21 protein-coding genes are annotated in these 18,605 nt (G+C 40.0%); 12 read left to right on the forward strand and 9 right to left on the reverse strand.

The annotated features are described in order from the left end of the window. The first annotated feature begins 259 nt into the window (after positions 1-259). Positions 260-802 (forward strand): gamma carbonic anhydrase family protein, encoded by a 543-nt coding sequence (locus PVK63_RS08160; protein WP_130087516.1) that lies wholly within the window; start codon positions 260-262, stop codon positions 800-802. Here PVK63_RS08160 and PVK63_RS08165 read toward each other — a convergent pair. From PVK63_RS08165 to PVK63_RS08175, 3 genes are all read right to left on the reverse strand, one after another. After that, positions 795-1,058 carry a DUF1488 domain-containing protein gene (locus tag PVK63_RS08165; RefSeq protein WP_130049256.1) on the reverse strand — a complete coding sequence of 88 codons (264 nt, stop codon included), beginning with the start codon at positions 1,056-1,058 and terminating at the stop codon, positions 795-797. The two genes, PVK63_RS08160 and PVK63_RS08165, sit on opposite strands and share 8 nt — an antisense overlap. Continuing rightward, on the reverse strand, positions 1,058-1,879 hold the full coding sequence (gene aroE, locus PVK63_RS08170; protein ID WP_130049255.1) for a shikimate dehydrogenase: 822 nt from the start codon (positions 1,877-1,879) through the stop codon (positions 1,058-1,060). Before aroE ends, PVK63_RS08165 begins: the two co-directional genes overlap by 1 nt. A gap of 71 nt (positions 1,880-1,950) precedes the next feature. Beyond that, positions 1,951-2,508 carry a Sua5/YciO/YrdC/YwlC family protein gene (locus PVK63_RS08175; RefSeq protein ID WP_130049254.1) on the reverse strand — a complete coding sequence of 186 codons (558 nt, stop codon included), beginning with the start codon at positions 2,506-2,508 and terminating at the stop codon, positions 1,951-1,953. A 199-nt stretch (positions 2,509-2,707) separates the two neighbouring features. Here PVK63_RS08175 and purE point away from each other — a divergent pair, with 199 nt between their 5' ends. Both purE and PVK63_RS08185 read left to right on the forward strand, forming a co-directional pair. Then, a complete protein-coding gene (gene purE, locus PVK63_RS08180) occupies positions 2,708-3,193 on the forward strand; it encodes a 5-(carboxyamino)imidazole ribonucleotide mutase (RefSeq protein WP_005421516.1) in 486 nt (161 codons plus the stop codon). 2 nt (positions 3,194-3,195) lie between these two features. After that, positions 3,196-4,308 carry a 5-(carboxyamino)imidazole ribonucleotide synthase gene (locus tag PVK63_RS08185; RefSeq protein ID WP_130087514.1) on the forward strand — a complete coding sequence of 371 codons (1,113 nt, stop codon included), beginning with the start codon at positions 3,196-3,198 and terminating at the stop codon, positions 4,306-4,308. A 36-nt stretch (positions 4,309-4,344) separates the two neighbouring features. Here the strand turns inward: PVK63_RS08185 and PVK63_RS08190 are convergent, their stop codons facing one another. The 4 genes from PVK63_RS08190 to PVK63_RS08205 are packed head-to-tail and all read right to left on the reverse strand — an operon-like array spanning position 4,345 to position 7,588. Further along, positions 4,345-4,914: a DNA topoisomerase family protein gene (locus PVK63_RS08190; RefSeq protein WP_130049252.1), complete on the reverse strand. Its 570-nt coding sequence runs from the start codon at positions 4,912-4,914 to the stop codon at positions 4,345-4,347. A 9-nt stretch (positions 4,915-4,923) separates the two neighbouring features. Next, positions 4,924-5,397 carry a DUF494 family protein gene (locus PVK63_RS08195; protein WP_130045727.1) on the reverse strand — a complete coding sequence of 158 codons (474 nt, stop codon included), beginning with the start codon at positions 5,395-5,397 and terminating at the stop codon, positions 4,924-4,926. A gap of 2 nt (positions 5,398-5,399) precedes the next feature. Further along, positions 5,400-6,503, reverse strand: a complete 1,104-nt coding sequence (gene dprA, locus PVK63_RS08200) for a DNA-processing protein DprA (protein ID WP_188863545.1) — start codon at positions 6,501-6,503, stop codon at positions 5,400-5,402. A 14-nt stretch (positions 6,504-6,517) separates the two neighbouring features. Then, on the reverse strand, positions 6,518-7,588 hold the full coding sequence (locus tag PVK63_RS08205) for a LysM peptidoglycan-binding domain-containing protein (protein WP_130049250.1): 1,071 nt from the start codon (positions 7,586-7,588) through the stop codon (positions 6,518-6,520). A gap of 117 nt (positions 7,589-7,705) precedes the next feature. Between PVK63_RS08205 and def the strand changes: the two genes are divergently transcribed. From def to PVK63_RS08230, 5 genes are all read left to right on the forward strand, one after another. Beyond that, complete coding sequence (def, locus tag PVK63_RS08210) at positions 7,706-8,215, forward strand: peptide deformylase (protein ID WP_130049249.1); 510 nt, start codon at positions 7,706-7,708, stop codon at positions 8,213-8,215. Between the two features lie 70 nt (positions 8,216-8,285). Further along, a complete protein-coding gene (gene fmt, locus PVK63_RS08215) occupies positions 8,286-9,233 on the forward strand; it encodes a methionyl-tRNA formyltransferase (RefSeq protein WP_130087512.1) in 948 nt (315 codons plus the stop codon). A 104-nt stretch (positions 9,234-9,337) separates the two neighbouring features. Beyond that, positions 9,338-10,618 (forward strand): 16S rRNA (cytosine(967)-C(5))-methyltransferase RsmB, encoded by a 1,281-nt coding sequence (gene rsmB, locus PVK63_RS08220; protein ID WP_130045732.1) that lies wholly within the window; start codon positions 9,338-9,340, stop codon positions 10,616-10,618. 24 nt (positions 10,619-10,642) lie between these two features. Next, positions 10,643-12,019 carry a Trk system potassium transporter TrkA gene (trkA, locus tag PVK63_RS08225; protein WP_130045733.1) on the forward strand — a complete coding sequence of 459 codons (1,377 nt, stop codon included), beginning with the start codon at positions 10,643-10,645 and terminating at the stop codon, positions 12,017-12,019. A 2-nt stretch (positions 12,020-12,021) separates the two neighbouring features. After that, entirely contained in the window at positions 12,022-13,467 is a 1,446-nt protein-coding gene (locus tag PVK63_RS08230) for a TrkH family potassium uptake protein (protein WP_130049247.1), read from the forward strand. A gap of 110 nt (positions 13,468-13,577) precedes the next feature. On the opposite strand, the gene trhA is transcribed toward PVK63_RS08230, so the two are convergent. Then, positions 13,578-14,225 (reverse strand): PAQR family membrane homeostasis protein TrhA, encoded by a 648-nt coding sequence (trhA, locus tag PVK63_RS08235; RefSeq protein WP_130049246.1) that lies wholly within the window; start codon positions 14,223-14,225, stop codon positions 13,578-13,580. Positions 14,226-14,346: 121 nt separating this feature from the next. Next, positions 14,347-15,135, reverse strand: a complete 789-nt coding sequence (locus tag PVK63_RS08240) for a sporulation protein (protein WP_130087510.1) — start codon at positions 15,133-15,135, stop codon at positions 14,347-14,349. A 250-nt stretch (positions 15,136-15,385) separates the two neighbouring features. Here PVK63_RS08240 and PVK63_RS08245 point away from each other — a divergent pair, with 250 nt between their 5' ends. The 4 genes from PVK63_RS08245 to PVK63_RS08260 all read left to right on the forward strand — a co-directional run bounded on the left by PVK63_RS08245 (position 15,386) and on the right by PVK63_RS08260 (position 18,605). Continuing rightward, on the forward strand, positions 15,386-15,544 hold the full coding sequence (locus PVK63_RS08245; protein ID WP_165369971.1) for a hypothetical protein: 159 nt from the start codon (positions 15,386-15,388) through the stop codon (positions 15,542-15,544). 127 nt (positions 15,545-15,671) lie between these two features. Then, positions 15,672-15,935 (forward strand): YihD family protein, encoded by a 264-nt coding sequence (locus PVK63_RS08250; RefSeq protein WP_130045738.1) that lies wholly within the window; start codon positions 15,672-15,674, stop codon positions 15,933-15,935. A 210-nt stretch (positions 15,936-16,145) separates the two neighbouring features. After that, entirely contained in the window at positions 16,146-17,564 is a 1,419-nt protein-coding gene (ccoG, locus tag PVK63_RS08255) for a cytochrome c oxidase accessory protein CcoG (RefSeq protein WP_130087508.1), read from the forward strand. Positions 17,565-17,621: 57 nt separating this feature from the next. Then, the gene (locus tag PVK63_RS08260) at positions 17,622-18,605 is read left to right on the forward strand and encodes a serine/threonine protein kinase (RefSeq protein WP_130087506.1); all 984 of its coding nucleotides are present in this window, start codon (positions 17,622-17,624) and stop codon (positions 18,603-18,605) included.

Here is an 18,605-nt window from a genome sequence, read left to right on the forward strand (position 1 = left end):
TATTTAAGCTTCAGTGTCAAGCACTTATTTGAAACTAAATTTTTAACCATCATCCTGAACCAGATTGCTAACCCCTTATGGGACGGGCTCTCCGTGTCAGTGAGGTCGCATTATAGAGAGTTCGATCACATTAGCAAGGGCTTTTTTAATAATATTCCAATTTTATGTTTTTATGGTTAAAGTCCATACAATTCAGTGTTAAATTAGCCTTAAAGACGCATTCTATTAACAGTTAGTTATCATTTTAAGGGCATATAATATGAATTCTCCATTACGAAGCTATAAATCTACCTTTCCTGCTATTGGATCAAATACCTATATAGATATTTCATGTGTTCTAATTGGAGATATCACTATCGGTCAAAACTCTAGTGTTTGGCCTTTGGTTGTGGCTAGAGGTGATGTAAATAGTATCTCTATCGGCGATAGAACTAATATTCAAGACGGTTCAGTTCTGCACGTTACGCATAAAAATACAGAAAACCCAAAAGGAGCCCCATTACTTATTGGTAATGATGTCACTATTGGCCATAAAGTCATGCTGCATGGTTGCGTAATTGAAGATCGAGTTCTTGTTGGAATGGGAAGCATTATTCTAGACAACGCTTATATTGAAGCAGATGTAATGATTGGCGCTGGTAGTCTGGTTCCACCAAATAAACGACTGGAAAGTGGCTACCTTTATATAGGTAGCCCAGTTAAGCGAGTTCGCCCTCTATCTATAGAGGAAATAGCATCACTTAAAAAATCAGCATCAAATTACGTTGCATTTAAAAACGGCTACATAGAAGAAACTAGCTGATTTCAATTTCTCCTGAAGCATTGAACTCTTCATCTTCGATCAATGCTTCAGCTGTGTCTTCAATATCAAAACGCAAGTGATTAAAAATCTCACAGGCTTTCTCTTGACTGCAAACAGGTTCTCCGCTTTCTTCTTCAAGCCATGAGAATAAAACCAAGCAATTAATTAAGCTTCCCATTTGTTGTGCTGAAAAACGCACACACTGGTTATCCAGATCTACGGTTAAATCATCTGAAAATAGAATCGATTGATTCATTACATACCTTCTAAGTTTTTTCGTAATTCGCGTAAAATTTGTTTGCTGCCTGGACGTAGCCCTCTCCACACAGTAAAACTTTCTGCAGCTTGACCCACTAACATACCTAACCCATCATAAGCTTGGTAAGCATCGTTTTCTAATGCCCATTGGTTAAAGATAGTTTTTCCTGAACCATACATCATGTCATAGCTAATCGCACCACCAGAGAATATAACAGGATCAATTTGAGGAAGCTCTCCAGATAAACTTGCCGATGTTGAATTAATAATGACATCAAAACTCTTATTAATGTCACTCATCTCTTTTGCTTCGATCCTTCCATAAGAAGAAAACAACCCTTCAAGTTGTTTTGCTTTTTCATAAGTTCGATTAACAAGCGTAATAGAAGCTGGGTTTTGCTTTAATAAAGGAAGAATGACACCACGAGCTGCACCACCAGCACCAATTAATAAAATGTGTTTATCTTCTAAAGGTACTTGGTACTGCAATAAATCTTGAACTAACCCTTCGCCATCTGTGTTATCACCTAAAATAATGCCATCGTCCAATTTTTTAAGTGTATTTACGGCTCCTGCTAGCTTTGCTCTTTCGGTTAATTGATCGACAAACTGAAATGCTTCTTCTTTAAAAGGGACCGTTACATTACAGCCTTTTCCTTGTTGAGAAAAAAACGCGGTCACTGACTCAACAAAACCATTTATGGGTGCTTCAATTGCTGAATATTCTAAATTCTGCATTGTTTGACGAGCAAATAAGGTATGAATAAAAGGTGATTTACTGTGTTTAACCGGGTTACCAAAAACGGCATACTTATCCATGTGAAAATATTCCCTGCAATGAAAGCGCTAAATGATGTTAGTAACCTTACCTTAAACCTATCATTGATGCATTAACCCTGGCGTAGCGTATTACCTGTTTTCGCATCACGAATTTCGGTTGGTTGAGTGCGATTACCCACTTCTCCTTGAAAAATTACCACACCTGTATTTCCTAGTTGAGCTTCAACTTCGGCAACACTTCGACAAGGTTCTAATCCTGAGAGGTTAGCACTGGTTGAAGTAATGGGTTTACCAAATGCATTACAAATAGCTTTCACTTGAGGATGACCCGTTACTCTGACAGCAATACTATTAAACTGCCCAGTAACTAAAGATAATGTGGTTTCTTTAACAGGAACAATCCAAGTGACAGGACCAGGCCATGATGCTTTAATGGCATTAACTTGATCTTCTGTTAATTGTTCTAAATCTATATAAGGTAATAGTTGTTCAATAGATGCTGCAATTAAGATTAACCCTTTTTCTTTTGGTCTCTGTTTTACATCTAACAATTTTAGTAAGGCTTGCTCATTATCTGGATCACAACCAACACCAAAAACACCTTCGGTCGGATAAGCGATAACATTCCCTATGTTCAAGGCTTCTACGACTTGATTTAGATTCTTCACATTAATACCACTCTCTTCTATATATTGTATCTATTCTATTGATCTACTCAAATCACACAACTGCTTTCCTTTTTTGAATTGTCATCAATCATTAATAAGTTGAGCATTTCCTTACGCAAACGTTTTCCTTAATAAAAAATAACCGTATAATGCAGATAACTTTTCTATATTGCCAATATCTTTATTTAAGGAGTTCACAATGAAAGTCGGTATTATCATGGGTTCAAAATCAGACTGGCCAACAATGAAACTGGCCGCTGAGATGCTTGACCGCTTTAATGTGCCTTATGAGACAAAAGTGGTTTCTGCACACAGAACTCCTCAATTACTTGCCGATTATGCAACTCAAGCAAAAGATCGTGGCATTAAAGTAATTATCGCTGGAGCAGGCGGCGCTGCACACCTTCCTGGAATGGCCGCTGCATTCACAAGCGTTCCGGTTTTAGGTGTTCCAGTACAATCTCGCGCACTTAAAGGAATGGATTCATTGCTTTCAATTGTGCAAATGCCAAAAGGTATTGCTGTTGGTACGCTTGCGATAGGTGAGGCGGGAGCGGCTAATGCGGGTATTCTTGCTGCTCAAATCATTGGCACATCAAACGAAGAAGTAATGGCTGCGGTTGAAGCTTTCCGTAAAGAACAAACTGAAATGGTGTTAGAGAACCCAGACCCATCAGAGGATTAATCATGAATGTTCTTATTTTAGGTTCAGGTCAATTAGCTCGAATGATGTCTTTAGCTAGTGCTCCACTGAATATTGATGTGATCGCTTATGATGTTAATAGCCAACAAATTGTACATCCATTAACTCAACAGCCAATTGATTTATCATTAGAGCAAGCGATAAACAATGTTGATGTAATTACCGCTGAGTTTGAACATATTCCTCATCATATTCTAGATATTTGCAGTATTAGTGGAAAATTCCAACCAACGCCTGATGCAATAAAGGCGGGAGGAGATCGTCGTCTTGAGAAAAAGTTATTAGACAATGCTCATGTTGCAAACGCCAAATACCATATCATCAATACCAAACAAGACTTTCTTAATGCTATCGATACTGTAGGGATCCCTATGGTTTTGAAAAGTGCCTTAGGTGGTTATGATGGAAAGGGTCAATGGCGCTTAAAAGATCTTTCTCAAGTTGATTCTATTTGGGAAGAAATGGATGAGCTAATCAAAAACTCTCCAGATCAAGCCATGGTTGCTGAACAATTTATTCCATTTAACCGTGAAGTTTCACTTATTGGCGCTCGTAATAAAAACGGTCAAATGGTGACTTACCCACTGACTAAAAATGTTCATGTCGATGGAGTTTTGGCTTTATCAACCGCATTAGAAGGCACCAGTGAGTTGCAAGAACAAGCCGATCGTATGTTTACTGCTATCGCAGATGAGCTTAATTATATCGGAGTGCTTGCTATTGAGTTTTTCGATGTAGACGGAAAGTTACTTGTAAATGAAATCGCGCCACGAGTTCATAACTCTGGACATTGGACTCAGCAAGGTACTGATGTTTGCCAATTTGAAATGCACATTCGAGCAGTATGCAACTTACCATTAACAGGCAATGAATTACTTCGCTCAACAGCGATGATTAATATTTTAGGTGAAGATAGCTTACCAGATGAAATATTAACAATGCCGAATTGCCATATTCATTGGTATGGAAAAGAGAAGCGAGCGGGTAGAAAAATGGGCCATATTAACGTGTGTGCCGACTCTCCTGAAATGCTACAAAAAGAGCTTTCTAAACTTGCGAATATTTTAGATAAACAAGCCTTTAAAGCTCTTTCTTAAATCTTAGGTATGAGTAACTTAATACTAGTGATTAAGTTACTCTGCTTGGTTCTGAACTTCGGCACACTTTTTATCTGCACAAATGAGTCGTACCCCTACTGCTGTTTCTTTTTTTAGCAGCAACTCAAAACCACATTTTTGACAACACCCTTGTTGCGGCTCTAAATTGACAGCAAAACGACAGGCCGGATAAGCGTCACACGCATAAAATGATTTACCAAAACGTGACTGTTTTTCATGCAACAAGCCTTTTTTGCAACTCGGGCATTCAATCAACTCTTTTGGTTCTTCCTTTTTCTGCTCTAATGATTCAATGTGCGTACATATGGGATAAGTAGAACAACCGATAAACATTCCATATCGACCTTGCCTTAATACTAACTCATTTTCACACTCAGGACATGGGATCCCCAGCTCTTTAACTATATGACCATCATTACTTTTTAATGGGCGAATATAGTCGCATTCAGGATAATTTTGGCACCCCAAAAATGGACCTCGTTTACCATAACGGATCATAAGTTCACCGCTACATTCCGGACAACTTTGATGCTCTAGCGCGTGTTCGTGAGCTTGAAATAATTGCTTATCTATTTTCCCAGACATTCAAAAACCTTAATGCGTAATGCCTACATCTGCAGTATAAAGCAGCTCTTCCATCTGCGTATAAGCACTCTCTTGACCTGGAACATTGAACAACACCATTAGCACGACCCATTTCAAATCGTCCAAAGAAAGATCCTCTGTTTCTAATGCCATTACCTGTTCGATGACCATTTCTCTCGTTTCACTTGTCAGAACTTTAATTTGCTCTAAAAAAAGTAAAAAACCACGACAAGCAGTGTCAATTCCATCAATTTCTTGTTGAGTATACACGCGCATTGACGTTGATGTACTTGGTTCTATGTGCGTATAAGAATCCGATTCTTGTAGACGAGCTAAGTCTTCTAACCAATCAAGTGCTTTATAAATAGCCTCTTGGTGAAAGCCTGCTTTTAATAATTCTTCTTCAAGTTTTTCTTGTTCTACGTTTAGTTCAACATCACTATGGATATATGTTTCAAATAGATACATAAGAACATCCATCATGGCTAGCCCCTCCGCTTTTTAATGTAACCCCCTGGGACTGCAGCGATGAAACCTTGCAACTCTAATTCAAGTAATTGCATCATGATTTCATGTACAGGCATCTGACACCGCTCTGCGATTATATCAACAGGCGTCGCCTCACTGCCTACGGTAGCGAACACTTCAGGAAATGGCAATTGTTCTGTGATAACTTCTTGATCGAATAAGGACGGTTGGTGAGATATTGCACATTCAGTTAAAGCCCCAATTTCATCAAAAATATCTTCTGGAGATGAAACCAGTTTTGCTCCTGCTTTAATTAAGCTATTTGATCCTTGAGCCGTAGGGTTTTGAATCGACCCTGGAAGTGCAAAGACTTCTCGACCTTGTTCATTAGCATACCTTGCTGTAATCAGCGATCCTGAACGCTCAGCAGCTTCAACAACCAATACACCCGTCGAGAGTCCACTAATGATCCGATTTCGCCTGGGGAAATTATCAGCTCTTGGTGGTGTGTCAGGTCTAAACTCAGAAACCAAGGCGCCATTTTCACTCACTCGCTGAGCCAAGGCTCGATGCTTAGCTGGGTATATCTTTTCTAGTCCAGAACCAAGAACAGCAATGGTTTTTCCTTTTGCTTCTATTGCACCATGATGTGCATACCCATCCACACCTAACGCAAGACCACTGGTTACAACATAATTATGTTGAACAATTGAGCGAGCAAATTCTTTAGAGCAATCTAATCCTTCAAGACTGGCATTTCTACTCCCAACTATCGCAACTTGTGGTTCAGACAAACACAACGCATCGCCCTTAACAAAAAGTACAGGAGGTGGAGCACTAATCTCAGACAACAACTTAGGGTATCTAGGGTCGGTTAATGGCAAGATAGTATGATCAGAACTCTTTGCTTGCCAAGTCAAGCAGGCCTCAACTTGCTTATTCCCCATCTGTTTTAAATAAGTAATTTGAGATGAAGATAGGCCTAAAGCTTGTAACTGCTCATTATTGTATTGCAGAATATTTTCAACTGAATCGACACTGAGTAAACGAGACATTACCTTCCCACCTACTCTAGGACAAAAGCATAAAGTTAACCAAGCCGATAGATGATCTTCAGAAATGGGCATAACTTTATTTATTCCTCATTAGGAGACACCGCTATAACGCCTTTGTGTATTGGCATTTCACTTTTTGTAATGAGTGCTAAGCTAAATTTTTCATAAGGTCTAATAACGATTAACTCACCAATTTCAGTCTGGGGCAATTGAATACCTTTTTTCTTGGTGTCTTTATCCGTCTCATAGTAATACTCGCCTTTATTACCATTAACAATATTTCCTTTCTCTCTCAAAGAAAACATACTTCCTTGTAATAAGCCGTCATTACTTCCTTTATCGATCACTGCGACTTGATTAACCGCTAAGTATTCTCCACCATCAATTGAACCTAATATGGATACATCAATATCTATTGGTGCAGGCTGGGGATAAAAAGTTGTTGTTAATTCTGTTTTTATTTCATCAGAAGAAATAGGTAAAACCACATCGTTAATTGCAATTTCTTGCTGCTGTTTAATGATTTTTAACCCGCTCATTCCTTCATTTCTTTCTGCTAACTCTGCAACACCTACAAGACGAAGAGCATAAGATGAGGCTTTATCGTCCTTACGCGAAAACTCATTAACGACTCGGTATATGCCCCATTCTTTATGTGATAACTCAGCATCCACATACACTCTTTCACTCGCACTTAAAAATTTACGACCGTCACTGGTTCCTAGCACTCTGTATGACGTTTCATAATTTATGTCGTCGATTAAACGATCGGACTGTAAATAAGGCACAACTAAACTCGTCGGTAATGTAGGGACAGGCTCTTTCACTACCTTACGCACTTTAGGCGACAATTTCTTAAGCGGCTTAACACTTAATACTGGGCTTCCATTATGCCAAGTTAACGTTAATTCATCCCCTGGGTAAATTAAGTGAGGATTATTTATACCAGGGTTAATTTTCCATAGTTTTGGCCAAAACCAAGGACTATCTAAGAATAACGCCGAAATATCCCAGAGAGTATCCCCTTTCTTAACGGTGTATTGTTCCGGGTAATCTTGTTTTAAAACCAGTTTATCGTCACTTGATATTGATGGTGATGAAAATAAAATAGCGCTAATTAATGATGAAAAAATGAGTGTTTTTTTTAACATGGTCCGCTTTCCTTGTCAGACATACCAACCGATGCTGTCATTTGCTCAATAAAATGTCTAGAATTGGAGCTATTAGGTTTATGCCGTTTTCGGCGCAGTTCAACATTTAGAGTAATTATGGCTTTATTAGAAGTTTTAACGTTTCCGGACGATCGTCTACGCACCGTAGCAAAACCGGTAGAAGCAGTAACACCTGAAATCCAAAAGTTTGTCGATGACATGATTGAAACCATGTACGACGAAGAAGGTATTGGCCTTGCTGCTACGCAAGTTGATTTCCACCAACGTATTGTTGTGATCGATGTATCTGACACTCGTGACGAACCAATGGTATTAATCAACCCTGTTATCACACAAAAAAGTGGCGATGATGGCATAGAAGAAGGTTGCTTATCTGTTCCTGGCGCAAAAGGAATGGTTCCTCGTTCTGCTGAAGTATCAGTAACAGCTCTTGATCGCGATGGTAAAGAATTTAGCTTTGATGCTGATGATTTATTAGCGATCTGTGTTCAACACGAATTAGACCACCTTGATGGCAAATTATTCGTTGATTACTTATCGCCTCTAAAGCGTAAACGCATCAAAGAAAAACTAGAGAAGATTAAAAAATTCAACGCTAAAAACTAACCATCGTAAGCCCAAATAAGCAGTAAGTAACTGCCTTATTTGGGTTGATATTAGAGACTCCGAGGTCAACTTGAATAAACCATTACGCATTATTTTTGCGGGCACGCCCGATTTCGCGGCTCGCCATTTGTCAGCACTTATCGACTCTCACCATGAAGTGATTGGCGTATATACTCAACCAGATCGCCCTGCGGGTCGTGGTAAAAAGCTAACGGCAAGCCCAGTAAAAGAACTGGCGCTTGAGCACAATATCCCAGTGTTCCAGCCTGAAAACTTTAAGAGTGACGAAGCAAAACAAGAACTGGCTGACCAAAATGCAGATTTAATGGTTGTGGTTGCTTATGGCTTATTGCTACCACAAGCGGTGTTAGATACACCAAGGCTGGGTTGCATTAACGTTCATGGTTCTATTCTTCCTCGCTGGCGTGGTGCTGCTCCTATTCAACGCTCTATTTGGGCTGGTGATGCTGAAACAGGCGTAACCATTATGCAAATGGACATTGGTTTAGATACTGGCGACATGCTAAGCATTGCAACACTGCCAATTGAAGCAACAGATACCAGTGCGTCAATGTACAATAAATTGGCTGAACTTGGTCCTGTTGCTCTTGTTGAATGTTTATCGACGATTGCTGACGGCACTGCTGTTGCTGAAAAGCAAAACGATGAACAGGCTAATTACGCGAAAAAACTCAGCAAAGAAGAAGCTAAGATTGATTGGACAATGGATGCAGAAGCGATTGAACGTTGTGTTCGTGCTTTTAACCCTTGGCCAATGAGTCACTTCTCTGTTGAAGAGAAAGCCATTAAAGTGTGGCAATCTCGTGTTGAAGAATACGCAGGAAATGCAACGCCTGGCACCATCATTCAAGCAGATAAAACAGGAATTTATGTTGCCACTGGCTCAAATGCCATTGTATTTGAACAACTGCAAGTTCCTGGAAAAAAAGCAATGGGCGTTCAAGATATTTTGAACTCTCGCAAAGAATGGTTTGAAGTGGGTAATACCCTTAACTAATTCTTCAAAAATATAAAAAGGTGGCATAATTGCCACCTTACTTTTTAAATGGCAAATATTGTATTTGCCTTTTTATTTTTGCCAACCATATTTTAGGTGATGACATGAACGTTCGTGCTGCGGCAGCCAAAGTTATTTATCAAGTTGTCGATCAGGGTCATTCTCTCTCTTCAGCGCTTCCAAAAGCTCAATCTGAGATCAAACCTCGTGATCAGGCTTTACTGCAAGAGATCTGCTATGGCGTACTGCGCTTTCTTCCTCGTTTAGAGTCTGTTGCTCAATCATTAATGGATAAACCATTAAAGGGAAAACAACGAGTATTCCATCACCTAATTCTTGTTGGTATCTATCAACTGAGTTTCATGCGTATTCCTGCACACGCTGCTGTAGCTGAAACGGTTGAAGGCACAAAGAATTTAAAAGGTCCAAAGCTGAGTGGGTTGATCAACGCGGTACTACGTAACTATCAACGTAGCCAAGAAGAATTGGATGCGAAATCAGTAAGTCATGATTCTGGTAAATACGGTCACCCTGGTTGGTTATTGAAAATGCTACAACAAGCCTACCCAGAACAATGGGAAAATATTGTTGAAGCCAATAACAGTAAAGCACCAATGTGGTTACGTGTTAACAGTCAGCACCACACTCGTGATGAGTACATAGCTCTTCTTGAAAAAGAAGAGATTGAAGTGACTCCACACAGCCAAGCAACAGACGCATTATTGTTAGATAAAGCACGCGATGTATTTACACTACCAGGCTTTGAGCAAGGTTGGGTTTCAGTGCAAGATGCTGCAGCGCAATTATCGGCAGAATATCTACAGCCTCAAGATGGCGAGTTAATTTTAGACTGTTGTGCTGCGCCAGGTGGTAAAACGGCTCACATTTTAGAACGCACAAAAAACACCAATGTGGTTGCGATTGACTGTGATGAAACACGCTTAACTCGCGTGTACGAAAACTTAGAACGCCTTAACCTAACTGCAAAAGTTATTTGTGGTGATGCTCGTTATCCTGAACAATGGTGGAAAGGCGAGCAGTTTGACCGCATTTTATTAGATGCGCCTTGCTCTGCAACTGGTGTTATTCGTCGTCACCCAGACATCAAGTGGCTACGTCGTTCTGAAGATATTAAAGCGCTGGCTGAGCTGCAAAGTGAAATCTTTGATGCGATGTGGCTACAGTTAAAATCTGGCGGCACCATGGTGTATGCGACGTGTTCAATCACTCCGCAAGAAAACTGTGACCAAGTAAAAGCCTTTTTAGAGCGCACAGAAAATGCCTCTTTAGTAGACAATACCGATCCTGCGAAACCAGGACGTCAAATTCTTCCTGGTGAAGAGAATATGGACGGCTTCTATTACGCTGTTCTACAAAAAGCATAACCTATATACGAGCGAGCAAGCGGTATGAAAATCATAATCTTAGGTGCAGGGCAGGTTGGCGGCACACTGGCTGAAAACTTGGTGGGCGAAAACAATGACATTACCGTTGTTGATAAGAGTTCGGAGCGACTGCGTGAGTTACAAGATAAATATGACCTTCGTGTTGTTCAAGGATTTGCCAGTCATCCAGACACCTTGAGAGAGGCTGGGGCACAAGATGCCGATATGCTGGTTGCGGTAACCAATTCTGACGAAACCAATATGATTGCGTGTCAGATAGCATTTACGCTCTTTAATACCCCAAACCGTATTGCTCGTATTCGGTCACCTGAATACTTAAAAGAAAAAGATCGCCTGTTCCAATCAGACGCTATTCCTGTTGATCACTTAATTGCACCTGAAGAATTAGTGACGGGATATATTGAACGTTTAATTGAATACCCAGGTGCGCTTCAAGTGGCTAGTTTTGCAGAGAAAAAAGTCAGCTTAGTGGCAGTAAAAGCCTACTATGGTGGCCCTCTCGTTGGGAATGCGTTATCTGCACTTCGAGATCATATGCCACATATTGATACTCGCGTTGCTGCTATTTTCCGACAAGGTCGTCCTATTCGTCCTCAAGGCACCACCGTTATCGAAGCCGATGATGAGGTTTTCTTTGTTGCAGCAAGTAACCATATCCGTTCAGTAATGAGTGAATTACAACGCTTAGAACGCCCATACAAACGAATAATGATTGTTGGTGGCGGTAACATCGGTGCAGGCCTTGCGCGACGTTTAGAGCACAATTACAGCGTGAAATTGATTGAACGCAACATGAAACGCGCTGAAGAGTTATCTGAGTTACTTGAAGAAAGCATCGTTTTTTGTGGTGATGCTGCCGATCAAGAATTATTGAGTGAAGAACACATCGACCAAGTAGATGTGTTCATTGCTGTAACCAATGAAGATGAAGCCAACATCATGTCAGCCATGCTTGCAAAACGCATGGGAGCCAAAAAAGTCATGGTACTGATCCAACGTGGTGCTTATGTCGACTTAGTTCAAGGGGGCGTGATTGATGTTGCCATTTCTCCACAGCAAGCGACCATTTCAGCGCTATTAACACACGTTCGTCGTGCTGATATCGTAAATGTCTCTTCTCTTCGTCGTGGTGCAGCAGAAGCGATTGAAGCCATTGCTCATGGTGATGAAACGACATCGAAAGTGGTTGGCAAAGAGATTCAAAACATCAAACTCCCACCAGGCACAACCATTGGCGCTATTGTTCGTGGCGAAGAAGTACTCATTGCCCATGATAAAACCGTGATAGAACAGGATGATCACGTTGTTATGTTCCTAGTGGATAAGAAATACGTTCAGGATGTCGAACGCTTATTCCAACCGAGTCCGTTCTTCTTATAATTATGGTTAACTACAAACCGATCCTATTTGTAATAGGGCTTGTTTTATCTAAACTTGCCCTATTTATGTATATCCCAACACTCGTCGCTCTTTTCACTGGTACTGGCGGTTTCATCGAGTTTGGACAAGCGGTTGCTATTACTCATATAGTGGCATTTGCTTGTTTAACTTTTGGCCGTAGTAAACAGTTTAAAATGAACGTGCGGGATATGTTCCTTATCACCACATTAGTCTGGACCATTGCCAGTGCCTTTGCTGCATTGCCATTTGTCTTCATCAACCATATCAGCTTTACTGATGCCTACTTTGAAACCATGTCAGGAATAACAACAACAGGCTCTACGGTTCTCAGTGGTTTGGATGATATGGCGCCCAGCATTTTACTATGGCGATCAACGCTACAATGGCTTGGCGGAGTAGGATTCATTGTAATGGCGGTTGCTATTCTTCCAATGCTAAATGTTGGTGGTATGCGACTGTTCCAAACAGAATCGTCCGATTGGTCAGATAAAAGTGCACCAAGGACTAAATACGTAGCTAAATACATCGTCAGTGTGTATTTAAGTTTAACCCTTTTATGTTTTTTAAGTTACTTAGTGACAGGAATGACGCCGTTTGAAGCCATAAATCATGCCTTCACGACGCTATCCACTGGGGGCTATTCAACGTCAGACAGTTCTATGAACCGTTTCTCTAATAGCACACACTGGGTTGCTGCCTTCTTTATGTTTGCTGGCGGATTGCCTTTTCTGCTCTTTATTCAAGTATTGAAAAAGCGGGATCCAAAAGTATTATTTAAAGATGCTCAGGTGGTAGGCTTTCTCAAACTAGTTTTAATTACCAGTTTATCTGTTGCTATTTGGCTTGTTCTCCATAATGACTATACCGTTATGGATGCGTTACGCGTGTCAGTGTTTAATATCATTTCAGTGATAACCACAACAGGCTTTGGTTTGGATGATTTTACGGCGTGGGGGGCATTCCCTGCGATTATTTTTGCTTTTGTTATGATGGCTGGCGCTTGCTCAGGCTCGACTGCTGGTGGGATAAAAATCTTCCGCTTTCAAATTGCAGCAACAATGCTGAATAAGCAGATGATGAAACTCATTCACCCATCAGGTATTTTTGTTCAGCGTTACAATGGACGCCCTGTTACTGACGATATAGCACGCTCTGTCGTTGCCTTGGTGTTTACCTTCTTCCTCACCATTATTGTTATTTCTGCATTACTCGGTAGCTTAGGTCTTGATCCTGTTACCAGTATCACAAGTGCCATTACTGCTGTTGCTAACGTAGGACCGGGAATGGGGCACATTGTGGGCCCAACAGGAAACTTTGCCACTTTACCAGACAGTGCTAAATGGATATTAAGCATTGGTATGTTGATGGGACGACTCGAAATCCTAACAGTGCTTGTACTGTTCTTCCCAGCGTTTTGGAAGGGTTAAGTTAAGGGTTAATACTAAATTTAACTCACTAACGAATAACACAGTAACAATAAAAATGGCCTCGTATTTCTACTAGGCCATTTCTGATCACTTACTTACTGTTATTGGTATTAAACCGGCTTTACATAATAATAAATCGATAAAAATTGAGTAATGCAGCCACCTAACACAAACAAATGCCAAATAGCGTGGTTATATGGGATCTTCTTCGCGACATAAAAAATAACCCCTAAAGAGTAAATTACCCCACCAAGTCCTAACAAAATAACGCCATTAATATCGATATGAATAACCAATTGATAAACCGCAATAACTGACAACCATCCCATGATCAGATAAGTAATCAGCGACAATTTTTTAAATCGATAAACAAAGATAATCTTGCCAATAATGCCTATTAGCGCAATAGCCCAAATAACACCCATTAACCAGTACGCCAATGGGGTTCTCAAACTCACTAATAAATAAGGTGTATAACTACCTGCAATCAAAAGAAAGATAGCGCAATGATCTAAGGTTTTTAATAACCTTTTCGCTTTTGGTGCAGCAATAGAATGGTAAAGCGTCGACGCTAAAAAAAGTAAAATAATACTGGCGCCATAAACAGACATACTTGCTATGGTTAACCAATCTGCATCCGCAGCATTTGCTTTTACTAATAGTAATATTAAAGCAACAACACCAAACACCATCCCTAATGCATGACTTAAACTGTTGGCTAATTCTTCTTTTTTTGAATAAGTGGCAGAAGTGGACATAATTTATCTCATAGAGTGATTGCTCGATGAAATAAGTATGACACATTTAAGCGTACAACTGTAAGCTTAAATGTGTCCTTTTTTATTTGAATAACAAGTGAGACTGATAGTGCATAAACTATTAGGTCGTTTGATTTAAGAAATCAATAACTTGCTTTCCCGCCTCTTCCGGAGTTAAGCGCGTAGGTAAGCTTAATTGTCTTTTTAACTCACCACGTCCAAGCATTGATGATAGTAGCCCCAAAGCTCCGCCTTGATGTCTTCTGTCTATCTCAAACCATAGTTGCAGTTCATCCTTGGCTCTGTGAGCTATCATTTCAAGCTCTCGCCAGCGACCGTGATAAGGCCCATCGAACGGGACGAACTCAAACTCTTGAACAAAAGGCAGCTCAAACCCTTTGACATATTCACATTCAACCTGGCGAATTCGTAACCCTTCTGTTTCTAATGCCGTTAGAACACCATCAAATAAATCATCGGGACGAACGGTAATAGGATCTTTATCTTTTGGGTCTAAACCAAGAGAGATGTCTAACCCGGTTTGAACCCACACGTTGGCATCACCAATCGTAATAGGTGTATTTAATGGAAGGTCTAATTCAAGCTCAAACTTTCGTTCTTGCTTTGGCTCTATTGTAAATGCATAAGGTAAGCTCCAATCAGCCAAAACATGAGTCTGCTTAATGATTTGGGTTTGTGACCCATTTTCACTTTTACGATGAACTTCTTTTTTGTACTGACAACATAATTTCAGGTCAATGTTATCAATATGCTGCTCTGTCGCTCCACCAGTTACCTCTATTGTAACTTGAACTTTCTGACCTGGAACTAATGCTTCCTGATGAATAATTGTATCGACATTGGCAGAACCAATACCTAACGATGCTAATGTTTTCTTAAAAAAGGACATGGTTACTCTCCTCCGCCACGCATATATCTATCAACATAGTATTACGTAATATTCATAATTACGTTGAGATGTACCTCGACTAATTGACAGTTTATGATACTCTTACTGTGTGTTTTATGAACACATATCCCTGATGACTTATTTGGATTGGCGAAAGCTAAATAGAGTTCACCTTGATGTAACTCATAAGTTGTTAGGTCATTAATTTGGCCATGGAAGTGCCTGACTATAGAGATAACCAATGCGTCCTATGACTGTCAGGTTCTCACGCTCTGCTTCAACGCACAGCGTGGATCGTCGTCGCAGCCACTTTGTAAAAGTAGTTGCAACGAAAAAGAACGTACCAGAAATGACTCTTGTAATTTCCGAGAAAAAAGAAACTCAAGCTGATGTTTCATGTGCGGCTTAATTTAAAAGCGTAGCCTATGGGTTGCGCTTTTTCTTTTTGCATCATGATGTACTCTTCGACATATCACTTTCATTCCCCACCCTAACTTAGCTATACTTCTCCTTAATAAAAATAAGGAGAATGCTCAATGAAATGTCACCGCGTTAATGAACTTATCGAATTAATTCACCCAGAATGGCAAAAAGAACCAGAATTGAACTTAATGCAGTTCATTACGAAACTGGCTGAAGAAACAAAATACGAAGGTAAACTAGAAGATCTGACTGATGATGTTCTTATCTATCACCTAAAAATGCGCAATAGTGAAAAAGATGAAATGATCCCTGGTCTTGCAAAAGACCAAGAAGACGACTTTAAAACGGCAATATTAAGAGCGCGTGGCCTGCTATAACCTCATTATCTCGATCTGGTTTGCAATAAACCAGATCGATTTCCTATCAAATAAAACACACTTTTTTAACTAAATTTGAACCTTCCAACGTATTCATAACTCACATCAAGCTATAATTCAGCCGCAATGTCTTAATATCACCAACCTTGAAATGGTTCCGCTCAATAAAACCATCGTTGGGATACCTCATAAAAATAACTAGGAAGAATCATGAGTCAGGATAAAATCGACATCAAAGATGTGACTCCAAAACAGTTCAATCCCAAAACACACAAATCCAGTAGTGATCGTTTCAATCCCAATTCAGGTATTTACGTTCGTCAGAGTAAAGGGACATTTCAAAAATTACGCCGCTATGGCGCTTGGTTTTTATTAGCACTCTTTGTTCTTACTCCGTGGATTTCCTTTGGTGATCGTCAAGCGATTTTACTGGATATTGGCAGCCAACAATTTAATTTCTTTGGTACAACGTTATTTCCTCAAGATCTGACATTATTAGCGCTTCTTTTTGTGATCGCCGCCTTTGGTCTCTTTTTTATTACCACCTTTTTAGGCCGAGTTTGGTGCGGATACCTCTGCCCACAAACCGTTTGGACATTCATGTATATCTGGTTTGAAGAAAAACTAGAGGGTCCCGCCAATAAACGTCGCAAACAAGACCAAATGAAAATGACATCAAACTTGTTTCTTCGAAAAGCACTTAAACACTTTGCATGGGTAGCCATTGCGATAGCAACAGGCATCACTTTTGTTGGTTATTTTGTACCGGTAAAAGAACTTGTTGTTGATTTCTTTACCTTCAATAGTGATTTTCTACCTGCATTTTGGGTTATTTTCTTTGCTGGTTGTACTTATGGAAATGCAGGATGGATGCGCTCAATCGTTTGTTTGCATATGTGTCCTTACGCACGATTCCAATCAGCTATGTTTGATAAAGACACTTATATTGTCGGTTATGACCCTCAACGCGGTGAAACCAGAGGCCCACGATCTCGTAAAAAAGATCCGAAAACCCTTGGGCTAGGTGATTGCATAGACTGTAATTTATGCGTTCAAGTTTGTCCTACCGGCATAGATATTCGTGACGGCTTACAATATGAGTGTATTAACTGTGGTGCTTGTATTGATGCGTGTAATGAGACCATGAATAAAATGGGCTATGAAAAAGATCTTATTAGCTATACCACTGAGCATAAATTAGCAGGTCATAAAACTCATATCATGCGTCCAAAATTGATCGGTTATGGCCTTGTCATGCTATTGATGATGGGTCTTTTCTTTACTCAAATAGCCTCTGTAGAACCAATGGGACTTGATGTATTAAGAGACAGAAATCAACTTTCTCGCATTAATAGCACCGGTTTAATTGAAAATACTTACACGTTGAAAATTATAAATAAGACTCAACAGAGCCAAGAATATCAACTATCAGTTACCGGTATTAACAACCTGACTTGGTATGGCGAACAAAGCGTTAACGTCAATGCTGGTGAAGTATTAAGTTTACCAATGAGTTTGGGTGCACAAGACACTGAGTTGAGCAAAACCATTACCACCATTGAATTTAAAATTACCAATTCTGATGGCCAAGCGATAAAAGCTGAAAGTCGATTCTTTAAAAAGCTATAATCGTTCTATTACTGGATCAAAGGGCTCGCCATGAGCCCTTTTTATTTGAGAATAACTATGACTGAACATGCCTTTAATTTCAGCACGCTTACCCCTGATTTATTATGGAATGCGTTAGCTGATATTGGTATTCGCGCTGAATCAGGATTTCTTGCTTTAAACAGCTACGAAAACCGGGTGTATCAATTTACTGATGAAGAAAGACGCCGTTATGTCGTGAAGTTTTATCGTCCTCAACGTTGGTCTGAAGCCCAAATATTAGAAGAGCACCTCTTTGCTAGACAATTAGTTCAGCAAGATATCCCTATCGCAGCCCCGCTTGAGATTAATGGTAAAACACTTCACTTTGCCAATGGTTACTGGTTTGCCTTGTTTGATAGCTTAGGTGGCCGTACATTTGAAGTGGATAATTTTGACCAACTTGAATGGGTTGGGCGCTTTTTAGGCCGTATTCATAAAGTTGGCGAATCTGAACTGTTTCAACACCGCCCAACAATTGGTTTGGATGAGTATTTATACCAACCAAGAAAACTATTAGAAAACAGCTCATTCATACCCTCTCATTTAGAAAACAGCTTTTTTTCTGATATGGATATGTTGATCAAGCAAATCGAACAACATTGGCAACCAAGCAAGGCGATTCGTCTGCATGGCGATTGTCACCCAAGTAATATTTTATGGCGCGATGGCCCATTATTTGTTGATTTAGATGACGCGAGAAATGGGCCAGCAGCACAAGATTTATGGATGTTATTGAATGGCGAACGACAAGATAAGCTTGTTCAGTTAGATATTTTATTAGAGTCTTATTCCGAATTTTGTGACTTTGATTCTAACCAATTGAAACTAATTGAACCTTTACGCGGTCTACGAATGGTGCACTACATGGCATGGCTTGCAAAACGTTGGAAAGATCCGGCTTTTCCTATTGCATTTCCATGGTTTGCCGACGCAAAATACTGGGAAAGCCAAGTACTCGGATTTAAAGAGCAAATTGCAGCCTTGCATGATGCGCCTTTAGAACTGATGCCACAATGGTAA

It is taken from the genome of Aliivibrio sp. S2TY2, from assembly GCF_028765525.1.
GTDB classification, from domain to species: Bacteria; Pseudomonadota; Gammaproteobacteria; order Enterobacterales; family Vibrionaceae; genus Aliivibrio; species Aliivibrio finisterrensis_A.

What these genes read in the sequence shown, in the direction of transcription:
- PVK63_RS08205 (WP_130049250.1), bottom strand. Translation starts at nt 7,588, where the DNA reads ATGTTAAAAAAAACACTCATTTTTTCATCATTAATTAGCGCTATTTTA.
- PVK63_RS08195 (WP_130045727.1), bottom strand. Translation starts at nt 5,397, where the DNA reads ATGATGGATGTTCTTATGTATCTATTTGAAACATATATCCATAGTGAT.
- aroE (WP_130049255.1), bottom strand. Translation starts at nt 1,879, where the DNA reads ATGGATAAGTATGCCGTTTTTGGTAACCCGGTTAAACACAGTAAATCA.
- trkA (WP_130045733.1), top strand. Translation starts at nt 10,643, where the DNA reads ATGAAAATCATAATCTTAGGTGCAGGGCAGGTTGGCGGCACACTGGCT.
- rsmB (WP_130045732.1), top strand. Translation starts at nt 9,338, where the DNA reads ATGAACGTTCGTGCTGCGGCAGCCAAAGTTATTTATCAAGTTGTCGAT.
- purE (WP_005421516.1), top strand. Translation starts at nt 2,708, where the DNA reads ATGAAAGTCGGTATTATCATGGGTTCAAAATCAGACTGGCCAACAATG.
- PVK63_RS08165 (WP_130049256.1), bottom strand. Translation starts at nt 1,058, where the DNA reads ATGAATCAATCGATTCTATTTTCAGATGATTTAACCGTAGATCTGGAT.
- ccoG (WP_130087508.1), top strand. Translation starts at nt 16,146, where the DNA reads ATGAGTCAGGATAAAATCGACATCAAAGATGTGACTCCAAAACAGTTC.
- PVK63_RS08160 (WP_130087516.1), top strand. Translation starts at nt 260, where the DNA reads ATGAATTCTCCATTACGAAGCTATAAATCTACCTTTCCTGCTATTGGA.
- PVK63_RS08190 (WP_130049252.1), bottom strand. Translation starts at nt 4,914, where the DNA reads ATGTCTGGGAAAATAGATAAGCAATTATTTCAAGCTCACGAACACGCG.
- def (WP_130049249.1), top strand. Translation starts at nt 7,706, where the DNA reads ATGGCTTTATTAGAAGTTTTAACGTTTCCGGACGATCGTCTACGCACC.
- PVK63_RS08240 (WP_130087510.1), bottom strand. Translation starts at nt 15,135, where the DNA reads ATGTCCTTTTTTAAGAAAACATTAGCATCGTTAGGTATTGGTTCTGCC.
- trhA (WP_130049246.1), bottom strand. Translation starts at nt 14,225, where the DNA reads ATGTCCACTTCTGCCACTTATTCAAAAAAAGAAGAATTAGCCAACAGT.
- PVK63_RS08185 (WP_130087514.1), top strand. Translation starts at nt 3,196, where the DNA reads ATGAATGTTCTTATTTTAGGTTCAGGTCAATTAGCTCGAATGATGTCT.
- PVK63_RS08250 (WP_130045738.1), top strand. Translation starts at nt 15,672, where the DNA reads ATGAAATGTCACCGCGTTAATGAACTTATCGAATTAATTCACCCAGAA.
- PVK63_RS08245 (WP_165369971.1), top strand. Translation starts at nt 15,386, where the DNA reads ATGACTGTCAGGTTCTCACGCTCTGCTTCAACGCACAGCGTGGATCGT.
- PVK63_RS08230 (WP_130049247.1), top strand. Translation starts at nt 12,022, where the DNA reads ATGGTTAACTACAAACCGATCCTATTTGTAATAGGGCTTGTTTTATCT.
- PVK63_RS08260 (WP_130087506.1), top strand. Translation starts at nt 17,622, where the DNA reads ATGACTGAACATGCCTTTAATTTCAGCACGCTTACCCCTGATTTATTA.